The organism is Mycobacterium shottsii, assembly GCF_010728525.1.
GTDB lineage: Bacteria > Actinomycetota > Actinomycetes > Mycobacteriales > Mycobacteriaceae > Mycobacterium > Mycobacterium marinum.
Genome location: NZ_AP022572.1, coordinates 5916095 through 5931012, shown reverse-complemented (window position 1 = coordinate 5931012; position 14918 = coordinate 5916095). Strand labels below are relative to the sequence as shown.

General features: G+C 65.3%; 12 protein-coding genes, 1 tRNA gene and 4 pseudogenes. 11 read left to right on the top strand and 6 right to left on the bottom strand.

Translation table 11 applies throughout. From position 1 onward, the window contains the following. Positions 1-109: 109 nt before the first annotated feature. From G6N41_RS27420 to G6N41_RS27395, 6 genes and pseudogenes are all read left to right on the top strand, one after another. Positions 110-325, top strand: coding sequence for a hypothetical protein (locus tag G6N41_RS27420; RefSeq protein ID WP_198968080.1), 216 nt, complete (start codon positions 110-112; stop codon positions 323-325). A 72-nt stretch (positions 326-397) separates the two neighbouring features. Then, positions 398-679, top strand: coding sequence for a hypothetical protein (locus tag G6N41_RS27415; protein ID WP_198965176.1), 282 nt, complete (start codon positions 398-400; stop codon positions 677-679). Continuing rightward, positions 655-816 (top strand): hypothetical protein, encoded by a 162-nt coding sequence (locus tag G6N41_RS27410; RefSeq protein WP_198913342.1) that lies wholly within the window; start codon positions 655-657, stop codon positions 814-816. The genes G6N41_RS27415 and G6N41_RS27410 overlap by 25 nt, the downstream gene beginning before the upstream one ends. A gap of 5 nt (positions 817-821) precedes the next feature. Further along, positions 822-1370, top strand: a complete 549-nt coding sequence (locus G6N41_RS27405; RefSeq protein ID WP_231608740.1) for a hypothetical protein — start codon at positions 822-824, stop codon at positions 1368-1370. Between the two features lie 164 nt (positions 1371-1534). Continuing rightward, positions 1535-2134: pseudogene (locus tag G6N41_RS27400) on the top strand (TetR/AcrR family transcriptional regulator). Positions 2135-2266: 132 nt separating this feature from the next. Then, positions 2267-3040, top strand: a complete 774-nt coding sequence (locus G6N41_RS27395) for a hypothetical protein (protein WP_231608739.1) — start codon at positions 2267-2269, stop codon at positions 3038-3040. On the opposite strand, the gene G6N41_RS27390 is transcribed toward G6N41_RS27395, so the two are convergent. Both G6N41_RS27390 and orn read right to left on the bottom strand, forming a co-directional pair. Beyond that, positions 3029-3104 (bottom strand) — tRNA-His (locus G6N41_RS27390). The two genes, G6N41_RS27395 and G6N41_RS27390, sit on opposite strands and share 12 nt — an antisense overlap. A 50-nt stretch (positions 3105-3154) precedes the next feature. Further along, positions 3155-3802, bottom strand: a complete 648-nt coding sequence (gene orn / locus G6N41_RS27385) for an oligoribonuclease (protein WP_198966222.1) — start codon at positions 3800-3802, stop codon at positions 3155-3157. Between the two features lie 114 nt (positions 3803-3916). Here orn and G6N41_RS27380 point away from each other — a divergent pair. Together G6N41_RS27380 and G6N41_RS27375 are read left to right on the top strand one after the other, a co-directional pair. After that, positions 3917-5421, top strand: a pseudogene (locus G6N41_RS27380) (helicase HerA-like domain-containing protein). A gap of 107 nt (positions 5422-5528) precedes the next feature. Continuing rightward, on the top strand, positions 5529-6500 hold the full coding sequence (locus tag G6N41_RS27375) for an IS481 family transposase (protein WP_198966221.1): 972 nt from the start codon (positions 5529-5531) through the stop codon (positions 6498-6500). A 38-nt stretch (positions 6501-6538) separates the two neighbouring features. On the opposite strand, the gene G6N41_RS27370 is transcribed toward G6N41_RS27375, so the two are convergent. Both G6N41_RS27370 and G6N41_RS27365 read right to left on the bottom strand, forming a co-directional pair. Next, the gene (locus G6N41_RS27370; RefSeq protein ID WP_407663853.1) at positions 6539-7411 is read right to left on the bottom strand and encodes an IS5 family transposase; all 873 of its coding nucleotides are present in this window, start codon (positions 7409-7411) and stop codon (positions 6539-6541) included. Between the two features lie 44 nt (positions 7412-7455). Continuing rightward, positions 7456-8532 (bottom strand): annotated as a pseudogene (locus G6N41_RS27365) (PE family protein); the annotation flags it as partial. 149 nt (positions 8533-8681) lie between these two features. On the opposite strand from G6N41_RS27365, the gene G6N41_RS27360 reads away from it, so the two are divergent. From G6N41_RS27360 to puuE, 3 genes are read left to right on the top strand one after another with little or no spacing between them, the layout of a single operon-like run. Continuing rightward, positions 8682-9965 carry a DUF6986 family protein gene (locus G6N41_RS27360; RefSeq protein ID WP_198968050.1) on the top strand — a complete coding sequence of 428 codons (1284 nt, stop codon included), beginning with the start codon at positions 8682-8684 and terminating at the stop codon, positions 9963-9965. Continuing rightward, on the top strand, positions 9962-10921 hold the full coding sequence (gene alc, locus G6N41_RS27355; RefSeq protein WP_011740617.1) for an allantoicase: 960 nt from the start codon (positions 9962-9964) through the stop codon (positions 10919-10921). Before G6N41_RS27360 ends, alc begins: the two co-directional genes overlap by 4 nt. A 17-nt stretch (positions 10922-10938) precedes the next feature. Further along, a complete protein-coding gene (gene puuE, locus G6N41_RS27350) occupies positions 10939-11832 on the top strand; it encodes an allantoinase PuuE (RefSeq protein ID WP_407663851.1) in 894 nt (297 codons plus the stop codon). Positions 11833-11840: 8 nt separating this feature from the next. Here puuE and G6N41_RS27345 read toward each other — a convergent pair. Further along, a pseudogene (locus G6N41_RS27345) lies at positions 11841-13334 on the bottom strand (NCS1 family nucleobase:cation symporter-1); the annotation flags it as partial. 108 nt (positions 13335-13442) lie between these two features. Beyond that, entirely contained in the window at positions 13443-14897 is a 1455-nt protein-coding gene (locus G6N41_RS27340) for an HNH endonuclease signature motif containing protein (RefSeq protein ID WP_198968049.1), read from the bottom strand. Between the last annotated feature and the right edge of the window lie 21 nt (positions 14898-14918).

Genomic DNA, 14918 nt, shown 5'->3' with positions numbered 1-14918 from the left:
GAAGCGCCGGCAAGCATCACGAGAAATGCCCGTGAAGCGTCCTCGGTGGATCACGTAAAAATGCCCGCGAAACGGTCGATCCTCAGCAGGCATGGGAAGTGGGCTGTCGATGTCGTCTCGGGCCGAGATCACCGCGAAGTTCGACAGGGCGTATGTGGGGGCGCCGAAGGCGGGCAAGGGGCAGATTCTGGATCAGGTGGTGGCGGTCACCGGCTGGTCGCGTGACAACGCCCGGCGGCGGTTGAGGGCGGCGGCCGCGCCGCCGGGAGCGGGTCGGCAGGTCGCCAAACGGATTTGCCGGCAACGCAATCCGAAGTACTCCTAGGATGCGCTCAAGGTGTTGCAGAAGGTGTGGGCGGCCTCAGGCGGGCAGTGCGGCCGGTATCTGGCCGCTTCCATGGCACTTCAGTTGGATGCTCTAGAACGCCACGGCGAACTGGTGGACGGCCGTGACCGTTACGGCCCGGCGGTGCGTGCCGAGCTGTTGGCGATGAGCAGCGCCACGATCGACCGCTACCTGCGCGGCGCCAAGGCCCGCGACCAGATCTCGGGTGTGTCGACGACGAAACCCTCCCGCTGCTGCGGTCCTCGATCACCATCTGCAAAGCAGGCGATGAGGCCGAAGAATCTCCGGGGTTCTTCGAAGGCGACACCGTGGCGCACTGCGGCCCGACACTGAAAGGTGAGTTCGCCCGCACGGTCAACCTCACCGACATGCACATCGGCTGGGTGTTCACCCGCACGGTGCGCAACAACGCCCACCCCCACATCCTGGGCGCCCTCAAAACCGGAATTACTAAAATCCCTATAAGGTAACGGGTTTGGACTTCGACAACGGCACCGAATTCCTCAATAAGGCGGTCATCAAGTGGGCCGCGGACATGGAGATCTTCTTCACCCGCTCACGACCCTACAAGAAGAACGACCAGGCCACCATCGAGTCCAAAAACAACCACCTCGTGCGTCGCTACGGGTTCTACTACCGCTACGACACCGACGAAGAACGCGCCGTGCTCAACCGGCTGTGGCACCTGGTCAACGACCGGCTCAACTACCTGACCCCCACCATCAAACCCATCGGCTACGGCTGCAGCCGCGACGGTCACCGCCGCCGGCTCTACGACAAGCCCCAGACCCCCCTGGACCGGCTGCTGGCCGCCGGAGTCCTCTCAGCGGCCCAACAAACAGAGCTGCTCACCTACCGCGACAGCCTCAACCCCGCCGCGATCGCCCGCCAGATCGCCGACCTGCAAGCCGCCCTGCTCAGACTCGCCAAAGACAAGACCGAACAGCTCTACCTCGCCGCCATACCCGCCGCTCTACCCGCCCTCAAAGCCGGCATCCGCATCAAAAGCAAGACCACCAGCTGACCCCGATTTCGCGGGCATTCCTTACGTGATGCATGAACCAGGTTTCGCGGGCATCTTGACTTGATGCATCACGTAGTGTAAAGATTTTTATCCGCGATGATCTACCATCAGCGCGGAAGGCATAATCGCCTTGCTGTTCCGGGATGCCTTCCGAGGGTGATGGTATGAACCCAGCAAACATTGGTTCGCTGCGAGACCGGCGGCGCGCCGAGTTGTTTTCGCTGATTCAGCAGACCGCCCACCGACTCTTTGCCGAGCGTGGATTCGATGCGGTGACGACCGAAGACATTGCCGCGGCGGCTGGAGTCTCCATCAGCACCTACTTTCGGCACGCCCCCACCAAGGAGGGACTGCTGGTCGATCCGGTCCGGCAGGCCATCACCGAGATCGTCAGCTCCTACCGCAGCTGGCCCGCGGATGAATCCGCGGTCGAGGCTTTGATCGCGTTGTTCGTCAGCTACGCCAGGGACGCCGGTGATCTCAAACTGGATACCTGGCGCCGGGCGATCGCGACCGCTCCCTAACTGTTGAGCAAGTCGGCTTTGGTGAGCGAAGACGACCAGCACCAGTTCATCGAGCACGTCGCTTCCCGAATGGGAGTCGACGCGCGCATCGAAATTCGACCGGCATTGCTGGTCCACACCAGCCTGGGCACAGTGAAATTCGTATTCGATCGCTGGCTGAGCACGGATCCGCCGTCCAGCCCGATCTTTCACGTCCAGATGGACCAAGTGTTGCGGATCGCGCTCGCCGGATTCCGGTAATACGATCAGGCATCTCCCGTCGGGTCGCGAAGCGGAGCCCAACTTCGTGGTACGCCAAGATATTTGGGTGCGTCCAAGCGGGAGCGGCTCAAACCCCCGCGCCAGTGCGTGCAGCTTTGAAAGGATGAGGCCGTGCATCCACCACCGCAGGCATCACTGCACCCGTTGACGACCCCCCGAGCCGCGGCGCTGGCCGGAGTGGTCTTTGCGCTGTTGATCGGCGCCGTCATCATCCTGATTCGCACCAGAATGCCTGAGGGAGAGGGGGATACCGCGGGCTGGCTCAACAACGAGCACGGCGGGATCGCGACCGCTGCCGTGCTGATGCCGTTCGCGGGGATCAGCTTCTTGTGGTTCATCGGGGTGGTGCGTGATGGCTTCGGCCGCTATGAGGACCGGTTTTTCGCGACGGTGTTTCTGGGCAGCGGCTTGCTGTTCTTGGCGATGATCTTCGTCATGACGGCGGCGTCGGCCGGGCTGGTGGCCAGCAATGCCAATGTCGTCGACCTGGCCGCGCATGCCGAGGTGGTCAGATTTGGCAAGGCGGTGGTGCTGACTGCCAGCAAGACCTACGCGCTGCGGATGGCGGCGGTGTTCATGATCTCGCTGGCGACGATCTGGCTGCGGACCGGCTTGATGCCGCGCTGGCTGGCCGGAATCAGTTACCTGGCCGCCGCGGCCCTGTTGACCGTCAGTGACGTCAGCATGTGGGTGACGCTGATGTTTCCCGCGTGGGTGCTGCTGGTCAGCGGCCTGATCTTGGCCAGATCGCAACGAATCCACGAGATGCGCGCAGACACCCAAACCGGCTCCGGGTCTCCAACGGCGTCATGGGGGCGTCTCGAGGGCCATCCAAAACAAAAGGTCAGAGGGCGGGAAACGCCCTCTGACCAGTGGGGTGAGTGACGGGACTCGAACCCGCGACCCCCAGGATCACAACCTGGTGCTCTACCAACTGAACTACACTCACCATGGCCGTCGCCCGCCCCCAACGGGGACTAACCAACGGCGACTTCGATACTAGCCGCTCGGACGCTCCTGGGCCGAATCGGTTGTCTCCGGTGCGTCGTCCGCGCCCTGAAGATCGGCGACTACCGCGGTGATTTCGCTGGTAGGGGGCCCCGGCTGGGGTACGAATGCGGTACGCCGGTAATACTGCAGCTCCCGGATGGATTCGTGGATGTCGGCTAGCGCCCGGTGTGCCAGCCCTTTGGGCGGCTGTCCGAAGTAGATACGCGGATACCAGCGCCGGCACAGTTCCTTGATGGAGCTGACATCGATCATCCGGTAGTGCAGAAATGCGTCCAGCGCCGGCATGTCGCGGGCGATGAACGAGCGGTCGGTGGCGATCGAGTTCCCGGCCAGGGGCGCTGTCTTGGGTTGCTTCACATGTTCACCGATGTAGTCGAGCACCATCGCCTCGGCGGTGGCCATGTCGACCGTGGATGCCCGCACCTCTTCGGTCAGCCCGGAGCGCGAGTGCATGTCGGCGACCACGTCGACCATCGAGGACAACGCGGCGTCGTCGGCGTGGATCACTACGTCCACGCCGTCTCCCAGGATGTTTAGGTCGGCATCGGTGACCAGTGCGGCGATCTCGATCAACTTGTCCGACCCAAGATCCAGTCCGGTCATTTCACAGTCGATCCATACCAATTCCTCACGCACAGCGCTCAGACTAAGGCCCACGCCCGGCTCGCACCCCGCCTGCCCCCGGCAAAGTAGTGTGATGCTTTCCCCAACTGCACGCCGGAACCACTGGGAAAAGGGGGCGCGGCAACGATGAGTACCGATGGGCCCGACGGGCAGGTGGGGCCGGCGCAGCGGATCGCAGCCGGCTACGACGTGGACGGTCAAGCGCTTCAGCTGGGCAGCGTCGTGATCGATGGCGAGGCGGACCCAGCTGCACAGATTCGCATTCCGCTGGCCACTGTCAACCGGCACGGTCTGGTAGCTGGGGCCACCGGTACCGGAAAAACCAAGACGCTGCAGCTGATCGCCGAGCAACTGAGCGCGGCAGGGGTGTCCGTGCTGATGGCCGACGTGAAGGGAGACCTGTCCGGCCTGTCTCGAGCCGGGCAGACCGATGACAAGCTGGCGGCGCGGGCCGAAGAGACCGGGGATGCGTGGACGCCCACCGCATTTCCGGTGGAGTTCCTGTCGCTGGGTGCCGGCGGGGTGGGCGTTCCGGTGCGCGCCACCATTTCCAGCTTCGGCCCGATCCTGCTGGCAAAGGTGTTGGGACTTAACGCCACCCAGGAATCGACGCTTGGACTGATCTTTCACTGGGCCGACCAGCGGGAACTTCCGCTGCTGGACCTCAAAGACCTGCGTGCGGTCATCACGCATCTGATCAGTGATGAGGGCAAGGCCGAGCTGAAATCTCTTGGCGCGGTATCTCCGACGACGGCCAGGGCCGGGGCATCATCTCTCTGCTCGAGCTGGGGAGTCAGTCCCTGCGCCCGGTGTTGTTCTCCACCTTCCTGATGTGGGTGCTGGCCGACCTGTTCACCTATCTGCCCGAGGTGGGGGATCTGGACAAGCCGAAGCTGGTGTTCTTCTTCGACGAGGCGCACTTGCTGTTCAGCGACGCCTCCAAAGCCTTCCTGGAGCAGGTCGAGCAAACCGTCAAGCTGATTCGCTCCAAGGGCGTCGGGGCGTTCTTTTGCACCCAATTGCCGACCGACCTGCCCAAGGACGTGCTGTCCCAGCTCGGCGCCCGGGTTCAGCACGCGTTGCGGGCATTCACCCCCGACGATCACAAGGCGCTGACCAAGACCGTACGCACCTACCCGAAAACCGATGTCTATGACCTGGAGTCCGCGCTGACCTCGCTGGGAATCGGCGAGGCCGTCGTCACGGTGCTCTCCGAAAAGGGGGTGCCGACGCCGGTGGCGTGGACCCGCATGCGCGCGCCGCGGTCGCTGATGGGTGCTATCGGCTCCGAGGCGATCCGCGCTGTGGCCCAGGCCAGCCCACTGCAGGCCGTCTACGGCCAGACCATCGACCGGGAATCGGCCCACGAGATATTGAGCGCCAAGTACGCGCCGGCGACCGAGGCGGCGGAGCCACCCACAACGGCGCCTCAGCCCCCACGAGGAAAATACGACCCGCTGCCCTGGCCGCAGGACTTCGACTTGCCGCCGATGCCGACGCCCGTGGAGCCGCAGGGACCTCCGTTGTGGGAAGAAGTGCTCAAGAATCCCACCGTGAAGAGCGCGATCAACACCGCCGCACGAGAGTTCACCCGCAGCATCTTCGGTACCGGGCGGCGTCGGCGCAAGTAACGCCTAGGTGTCGTGACCTGGGAGGTTGTTAACGGCGTGCCTGCTTGAAAGTGGGAGGACCTCCTGACGGAGTGGATGTGTCTGGCATTCACCCGTAGGAGGTCCTTGTGTCTCACGCTAACGCCCGTACCAATGTGTTCGCTCGTCAGTTGATCGTTGAGCGCGTCGCCGCCGGGTGGCCGGCCGCGCATGTGGCTGAGCAACTGGGGATTTCGCGGGCAACGGTGTACAAGTGGCTGCGCCGGTATGCCGAGGGCGGTGATGCCGCGCTGGCCGACCGCTCGTCGCGGCCGATCCGGATGCCCAACCGTACGAGCCATCGGGTCGAACAGAAGGTACTCGCCGCCCGCCAACGCCGTAAGCGCGGCGCTGTTGTGCTCGCCGCCGAACTCGAACTGAATCCCTCGACAGTCGGACGGATCCTGGCACGCCACCAGGTGCCACATCTGAGTGCAATCGACCCGATCACCGGCGAGGTGGTGCGCTCATCGCGGCGCAGCCCCAACCGCTACGAATACCCCACCCCGGGAGCCGGGGTTCATGTCGACGTCAAGAAGCTTGGCGCCATTCCCCCAGGCGGTGGATGGCGCCTGCACGGCCGCGACGCCGCAGTCTCAGTTGCCCACCGGCACAAGAAGACCAAGATCGGCTACGACTACGTGCACACCGCCATCGATGACTACACTCGGCTGGCCTACAGCGAAGTGCTCCCCGACGAGAAGGACCCGACGTGCGCTGGGTTTCTTCACCGGGCACTGGCCTGGTTCGCCGCCCACAGTGTGCGTGTGCGTCGGCTACTGACCGACAACGCGTTGGTCTACCGACACGGCACCGACTGGGGCTGGGTTTGTTCGGCCTGGCAGCTTAAACGCCGATTCAGTAAGCCCGGCTGTCCCTGGACCAACGGCAAAGCAGAACGTTTCAACCGGACCTTGATCAACGAATGGGCCTACGCCCGCCCCTGGACCAACAACACCCTACGTAGCCGCGGCCTTGACCAATTCCTTCGCCGCTACAACACTCGACGAGGCCACTCCGCCCTCGGCGGACGACCACCAATCAGCCGACTCGCTGTCTGACAACAACGTGTCAGGTCACAACAGCTAGGTCCTGTCTGCTAATTGCGGACGCGGTGGTAGGTGATGATGGCGGCCAGGGTGACACCGCCGAGGTAGGTCAGGGCGTATTTGTCGTAGCAGGTGGCGACCGCGCGCCAGTGTTTGAGCCGGTTGAAGCTTCGCTCGACGGTGTTACGGTGCTTGTAGATTCGGCCTGAGAACCCCGGAGGCCGTCCTCCGTTGCGGCCTTTGGCTTTGCGGCGGGTGATCTGGTCGCTGCGCTCGGGGATGGTATGGGCGATCTTGAGCCGGCGCAGCTGTGCCCGCGTCGAGTCATGGGAGTACGCCTTGTCCGCCAGCAGGCGATACGGGGCGTATGAGTTGCTGCGCCGGGCGGCCAGCAGTGGCCAAAGCATCGGATTATCACCGGCTTGACCGGCCGACAGTGCCAGGGTGACCGGACTGCACAGCTGGTCGGTCAAGGCGTGGATCTTGGTAGTCAGCCCGCCGCGGGAACGCCCAATGGCGTGGTCATCGGGCTCATCGAGATATTTCTTGTAATTCGACAGATCCCCCTGTGCGGCGCCCGGGCGCGCTCCGGCTGCGTGTTGGTGGGCGCGCACACTGGTCGAATCGACCGACAACAGTGCGCCCAGGTCGGCGTCCTCGGCGTCGAGGTCAGAGGCGATCGCCGCGAAGATCCGCGCGTAGATGCCATCGACCGACCAGCGTAGATGCCTCTCGGCCACCGATTGCCAGGGACCGAAGTGCTCGGGCAGGTCACACCACGGAGATCCCGTACGGTAACGCCAGATAATGCCCTCCAGAGTATGTCGATGATCGTTCCACGGCCGGCCACGCCGCCGCCCCGCAGGCAACACCGCCACGATCAGCGACCACAAATCATCAGAAATCGCATGCGTCCGCATCACCCAAACAGCATCAGCCAAAACACCATTCACATTAAGCAGACACGCCCTAGTCCAGGCACGCCGCCGTCGCCGCCTTGTCCGCTGGCTCCGCCGTCGCCGAAGAGCCCGGCGGAGCCCCCGGCCCCACCGACCCCGCCGGCGCCGCCAACCAGGCCATTGTCGGCGGCGTTGCCGTCTCCGCCGACTCCACCGTTGCCACCGGCACCGGCGTTGCCGGCGAACCATCCGCCGTTGCCGCCGCTGCCGCCGTTGCCACCGACCCCGCCCGTTTGCCCGTAGGCGATGCCGGCCAGGTCGCCACCGGCGGCCCCGCCCTCGCCGCCCGCGCCGCCGGCCCCGCCAGTGCCCCACCAGCCGGCCGCGCCGCCGTTGCCGCCGTTGCCGCCGTTGAAGCTCACCAGCCCCGGCGCGCCGGCCCCACCGTTGCCACCGGCGCCGCCGTTGCCGTAGAGCCAGCCGCCGGTCCCGCCGGTCCCGCCGGTCCCGCCGGCACCGCCGGAGCCACCGGCGCCGCCGATCCCGCCGGCACCGCCGTTGCCGTAGAGCCAGCCGCCGGTCCCGCCGGTCCCGCCGGTCCCGCCGGCACCGCCGGAGCCACCGGCGCCGCCGATCCCGCCGGCACCGCCGTTGCCGATCAACCCGGCCGCCCCGCCGGCCCCGCCGGCCACTCCGGGGTTGGTGCCCGCGGCGCCGTTGCCGCCGTTGCCGTAGAGCAGTCCACCGGCGCCGCCGGCCTGCCCTGGCGCGGTTCCGTCGGCGCCGTCGCCGATCAGCGGGCGCCCCAACAGTGCTTGGGTGGGGGCGTTGACGACATTGAGCAGGTCTTGCAATGGCGTGGCGGCGGCGGCCTCGGCGCTGGAGTACAGGCCGCCACCCGCGGTCAGGGCCGCCACGAATTGATCGTGAAACGCTGTCATCCGGGCGCCGAGGCTCTGGTAGTCCAGGGCGTGGCCGGAAAACAGCGAGGCGATGGCTTCGGAGACCTCATCGGTCCCGGCGGCCAGCAGCTCCGCGGTGGGGGCCGCGACCGCGGTATTGGCCGTGTTGATCGCCGAGCCGATATTCGCCAAATCCGACGCCGCGGCCGTCATCATCTCCGGAGCCACCAACACAAACGCCATCGCTGCCCTCCAAGCCAGATTCCCCATCAACAAGATCGACAGCGCATGGTGGCATCCGGGCGTTTCGATTGTGATTCATATGATTTGCTAAAGTCCCGTCCAATTCATGGACGCCCCGTCGTGCTTGCCCGCCATTGGCTGTCAGCCGGGTGCAGGGCATCTGTGATGATGGGCGGGTGGCAGCAGCGACCGAAAACCCCAAATCGGGGTCTAGACCCGTCGACTCGCCGGCTCTCGCACACATCGATGCGGTATTGGCGCAGGTTGACCAGGAGTTGGCGGCTCGCTACCCGGGCGACGGCCCCGGCGTGCAACCGGTGCACACCGTGTACGTCAGCGCCGCCGAAGCTACCTCCCAGACGCCTTCCCAGTGGGGTGCCGCCGCCGCCGCGTTGCTGCAGCGCCATGTCGACCTATTGAGCGAACTTGGCGACGATGCGGCACTTGGGTTGGTCCAGCGGCGTCTGGCCGCCGGTCCCATCGAGGACCTACGGCTGGACTTCGAGGACGGGTACGGGATACGCGGTGACGACGTGGAGGACGACGACGCCGTGCGCGCCGGACAGACGTTGCGGTCGGTGGGACTGCCTGTCTGCGGCGTCCGGATCAAGGGCTTGACCAGCTCCGAGTGGCGTCGGGCGCTACGCACACTGGAGCTGGTGCTCGACGGTGCGGGTGGCGTTCCGGACGGTTTCGTCTTCACCGTGCCCAAGCTTCGCGCCGGGGACCAGGTCGGCGCGGCAGTGCAGTTGTGTGAGGCCCTGGAAACAGCGCACGGCTTGCCGGCGGGCGCTCTGAAGTTCGAATTGCAGATCGAGAGCCCGCAGGCGGTCATCGGCCCGGACGGCGCCGCTACCCTCGCACGAGCGATCCACATGTCGCAGCGCCGCTGCACCGGCCTGCACTACGGCACCTACGACTACAGTGCCGCGTGCGGGATCGCACCTCAGCACCAGGCGCTCGATCACCCGGTGGCCGACCACGCCAAGGCGGTGATGCTGGCCGCGGCCGCGCAGACCGGTGTCCGGGTCTCCGACGGATCCACCAACGTGGTGCCCGAGGGAACTGAAGAGCAAGTGGTGCAGGCGTTTCGGAGTCACTACTGGTTGGTCACCCGGTCGCTGGAACGCGGTTATTACCAGGGATGGGACATGCATCCCGGCCACCTGGTCACCCGATGGCTTGCCACCTTCACCTTTTTCCGGGCGGCGCTGGGCGTTGCCGCCCCGCGGCTGCAGGCTTATCTCGAGCGCGCCGGTGGTGGTGTCATCGACGAGCCGGCCACCGCGGAGGCACTGGCGGCGGTCGTGCTGCGTGGCCTTGATTGTGGAGCCTTCAGTGCCGACCAGGTGCGCGACGCCGCACCTGGCGCCACTGAGTCAGTGCTGCGAGCCTTAAAAGTACGAATACCGCAGGAGTACAACCCTTCATGACAGATACCCCGGACTTCACCTGGCTGCCCGATCTGGCGCTGCGACCGCTTGGCGGCGCGGTGATTTGGGCCAACGATGAGTCGTTCGCCGAAAAAGAGAACCTGATCAATCCGGGCCCCGCAAGCTATCGCCCGGCTTCCTTTGGGCACAAGGGCCAGGTCTATGACGGATGGGAGACCCGCCGTCGCCGTGAGCCTGGTCACGACCAGGCGATCGTGCGACTCGGTGTCCCGGGTGTGATCCGCGGTGTGGTGGTCGACACCGCGTGGTTCAAGGGCAACTACCCGCCCGAAGTCTCGATCGAGGCGTTAGCGGTCGACGGTTATCCGCCGGCCGAGCAGCTGGCCAGCGACGGTGGCTGGGAAACGATCGTGGCCCGTGCCAAGGTGGTCGGCGACGCCGACAATCCCTTTGTGGTCAGCTCCGAAAAGCGTTGGACCCATGTGCGGCTCAGCATCTATCCGGACGGCGGCGTGGCGCGGTTGCGGGTACATGGAGAGGGACGTCCCGACCGTCGGTTCCTCGGTGCCGGCCCGCTGGATCTGGCCGCGCTGGAAAATGGCGGGCTGGTGCTGGACTGCTCGAACCGCTTCTACAGCTCGCCGCAGCACGTCATCTTCCCGGGCCTGGCGCGAGTCATGGGTGACGGTTGGGAGACTGCCCGGCGTCGTGACGATGGCAACGACTGGGTGCTGATCAAGCTGGCCGGCCCCGGCGTGGTGCGGCTGGTCGAAATCGACACGTCGTACTTTGTCGGGAATAGTCCGGGCGCGGCGGCGGTGGTTGGTCGGCAGCCCACTGGCGAATGGATCGAGCTGCTACCGCGCACCAACCTCTTGCCCGACACCCGGCACCGGTTTCTGGTCAGCACCAAAGATGTTGTGGATCAGGCTCGTTTGGAGATCTATCCAGATGGCGGGCTATCGCGGCTGCGGCTGTTCGGGGACCTGGCGTGACCGGGTATCCGCGGGATATGACCGGGTATGGTCGCACGCCGCCCGATCCCCAGTGGCCCGGCGGTGCGCTGATCGCGGTGCAATTCGTGCTGAACTACGAAGAGGGGGCCGAAAGCAGCGTCCTCGACGGCGACTCGGGGTCAGAGACCTTCTTGTCCGAGATCGTGCCCGCACAGTCATTTCCGAACCGGCACATGAGCATGGAGTCGCTCTACGAATACGGATCTCGGGCGGGCGTGTGGCGGGTGCTGCGGGTCTGCGAGCAATCCGGCGTGCCGCTGACCATTTTCGCCGTCGCCCAGGCGATGCAGCGAAACCCAGAGGTGGCAAGGGTTTTTCGTGAGCTCGGTCATGAAATTGCTTGCCATGGGCTGCGTTGGAAGTCCTACCAAGAGATCGACCGGGACACCGAGCGGGCCCACCTGTCCGAGGCGGTGCGAATCCACCATGAGCTCACCGGGTCCTCGCCGCGCGGTTGGTACGGCGGTCGCGACTCACCGCACACCCGCGAGCTGGTGGTCGAACACGGTGGTTTCCTTTATGACTCCGATTCGTATGCCGACGACCTGCCGTACTGGGTGCGGGTCGGCGCCAGCGATCACCTGGTCGTGCCGTACACCCTGGATACCAACGACATGCGATTCGCCTCACCGGCGGGGTTCTCCAACGGCGATGAGATCTTCGCCCATCTGCGCGACGCGTTCGATGTGCTGTATGCCGAGGGGCGTGCGGGCAGCCCGAAGATGCTATCCGTCGGTTTGCATTGCAGGCTGGTCGGCCGCCCGGCCAGAACGGCTGCCCTGCAGCGCTTCCTTGACCATGTGCGGTCCCACGATCGGGTGTGGCTGGCCCGGCGCGTCGAGATCGCCGAGCACTGGCGCGCGGTTAATCCGGCGCCAACCGGGCGATAGGGCGGCGCAATGGCGAGCCGGCCGCGGGTAGCCAACAGGTAGTAGACGACTAGCGCGACACCGCAGCCGATGAACCAGCTGTACTCCGCGGCGGTGTACATGCCGTAGACATCGCTGGCCAATACCGGGACCATGGCAATCGCCGCTGACACGGCCGTGGCGATGACCGCGGCCGGGTTGTATCCCTTGCGGTACCAGTAGGTTCCGTCGTGCGAGAGGCTGAACAGGTCGTCGACGACGACGTGTTGCTTGCGCACCAGGTAGTAGTCGGCGATCAGCACGCCGAACAGTGGGCCGATGAAGGCGCCAAGGGTCTCGAGCGTGTAGTTGATGACATCAGGGTGGTTGTACAGATTCCACGGCGTGATCAGCGCCGACCCCACCGCCGCGATCATCCCGCCGGTTCGCCAGCTGATCCGCTGCGGGTTGACGTTGGAGAAGTCAAACGCAGGGGAGATGAAGTTGGCGACGATATTGATGCCGATGGTCGCGATGGTGAATGTCGAAGCGCCCAGAATGATCGCGAAGGTGGAGTCGATGCGTGCCACCGTCTGCACCGGATCGGTGATCAGTTCGCCGAACACCGGAACGGTGAGCGAGGCCGTGACCACCACCAGAAGCGAGAACAGCAGGAAGTTGAGCGGCAGCCCCAGGAAATTTCCCTTGCGTACCGCGCCGAACGAGCGTCCGTAGCGGGAGAAGTCGCCGAAATTGAGCATCGGGCCGGAGAAGTAGGACACCACCAGCGCGATGGCCCCCAACATCACCGGTATCGCATCCCATCCGGAGTACCTCACGTCGCCGAGATTCAAATCGATGGCAGCCCAACCGGCCTTGCTGATGAGATATCCGGACAGCGGGAACATCACGACGTATACCGCAGGACCGCAGAAGTCGATGAACTTGCGAATGGCCTCCATGCCGCGCCAGAACACGCATGCCTGCAGAACCCACAGAATCAAGTAGCTGGCCCAGCCCAGTGCCGGCAACCCCAGGAACCCGTAGTCTTCGACGACGGCGTAGAGGGCCAGGCCGGGAAACAGCTTGATCATGACCACATCGAGTGCGGCCGAAGCAAGGTATGTCTGGATTCCGTACCAAGCCACCGCGATCAGCCCGCGGATGATTGCCGGGATGTTCGCGCCGAGAACGCCGAATGTGGTCCGGCAGATCACCGGATACGGCACGCCGGTTGCCTGACTGGGCCGCGCCACCAGGTTGCACAGGAAGTAGACGATGGTGATCGCGATGATCAGTGAGACCAACACCTGCCAGCTGGCCAGTCCCAGCGCGAACAGGCTCCCCGCCGTCACGTAGCCCCCGACGCTGTGCACGTCTGACATCCAGAAAGCGAAGATGTTGTAGGTGCCCCACGTCTGCTCGCGCAGCGGCGCCAGGTCGTCGTTGGTCAGCGGAGGGTGATAATCGGGCTTGATGTTGGCGGGTCCGGCTCCATGGCTCGGCGAATGCACTGGGCTGTGCGGTGCGGTGGTGTCGATCATGGCTCTTCCGTCGGGCGTCGATGAACCCATGACACTATTTCCAAGGTATTGCCGTCACATTTCGCGCGGGCTATGTGCCTATTGCGCGTGAGGCGGATGGGTCCAGCGTTAGACGGGTGGCGGTTCCTCGTCATCGGATGCCGATGCGTCGCGCGGCCCGAAATAGCACTCTTCCCAACGCCGTCGCCGGGCTTCGCGGCTAGTCATGTTGTGGTTGCGTTCGGCCGCAATGCGTGCGGCCGAGCTTTGGGCGCGAGTCCGGGCGCGTTTGGGCATCATCGCGTCGCGGTTTCCGCAGTGATCCTGTGGCCTCCGAGCGTGGGGCGGCAGCTCCGGGCTGGGCGCGAATAATCCCGGGAGAAGCCATGCGCTGCCCGGCGTGGTGACGTAGGTCTGCCCATCGGGCAACGACCAGATGACAGTTGCATCCGGTAGCTGCTTGTCGTGCCAGCCCCAAAATGTCTTGAGCAGATGATGTTTGCGGCAGAGGCATTTCAGGTTCGACGGATGCGTCGCTCCGCCGTCGCTGTACGGGATTGTGTGATCGACATCGCACTGGGTTGCGGGGCGATCGCAGCCGGGTGCCCGGCAGGTCAGGTCGCGGGCGCGAACAAAGTCCATCAAGGCCGGGGACGGTACATATCCGGTTTCGGCCAGTTTCGGCGTCGGCATTGGTTGGAGCTTGGCTGATTTGGCCAGTTCGCGCACGATCTCGGCGGGGATGATCCCGTCGCCCGGAAGAACTCCCGGCGCCTCGCCGGCCCCGTCCACCGTGTCACGGCCGGCGACAACGTGAATCACCACTCGGCTGGGTTGTTGCGGAGCGCCCGCGGCCGGGCAGTCCGTCCTGCCGCAGCCGCATATCAGCCGGTCCTGACCGACGGCCAACGTGCCCAGTGCGTCTGCACGCCGCTGTACGACGGTACGCGGATCATCGGCACAGACTGTCTTGGCGAGTTCGTCGAGGCGACGCGCTAGCGCCTCGGCCGTCGCCGCGAAGACCTGGCCGTTGACCAACGCCATCCCGGGCTCGAGCGGGGCGCAGTCCACACACCGGTCGGCGGCATCGCGTCGCGAGCGGCGTACGGCGTCGCGATCGAATTTTGCAACCACGCGATCGACCTCTGTCGCGAGCTTCCAACTGGTCATCGATGGCCAGCGGGGCGCCTTGATGGCCAGTCGAGCGTCCACGGCCGCCAGGGCGTCAGGGTCGGTGATCAGATCGGTGCGAAACACAATCGTGCGGAACAGCCGAAAGTCGATGCCGCCGGCCCGGAACTCCGCACCCAACTGCGGTAGCCGCTCACGCATCGCCCGCGCATAGCGCAGGTTGCTGTGCCCCATTGCCACGCTGGTGTTTAGCGCTGCGGCGACCTCAGCCGCTACCGCGTCGCGGGTGTCGGCCACCCAATCCTCGCGGTTGCCGTGCTGGGACAGCCGCAACCGAAACAGATCGCCGATGGCCGCCAGGCGTTCCGCGGCAGCCCGGGCCTCGGCCCGCGCGGCGGCGGTGATCCGAGTCAGGGTTGCGGAACTGTCAGTGTCGAACACATGTTCGATCATATGCTGGTCCACCGACACCGT

What these genes read in the sequence shown, in the direction of transcription:
- G6N41_RS27420 (WP_198968080.1), top strand. Translation starts at nt 110, where the DNA reads ATGTCGTCTCGGGCCGAGATCACCGCGAAGTTCGACAGGGCGTATGTG.
- G6N41_RS27415 (WP_198965176.1), top strand. Translation starts at nt 398, where the DNA reads ATGGCACTTCAGTTGGATGCTCTAGAACGCCACGGCGAACTGGTGGAC.
- alc (WP_011740617.1), top strand. Translation starts at nt 9,962, where the DNA reads ATGACAGATACCCCGGACTTCACCTGGCTGCCCGATCTGGCGCTGCGA.
- puuE (WP_407663851.1), top strand. Translation starts at nt 10,939, where the DNA reads ATGACCGGGTATGGTCGCACGCCGCCCGATCCCCAGTGGCCCGGCGGT.
- G6N41_RS27340 (WP_198968049.1), bottom strand. Translation starts at nt 14,897, where the DNA reads ATGATCGAACATGTGTTCGACACTGACAGTTCCGCAACCCTGACTCGG.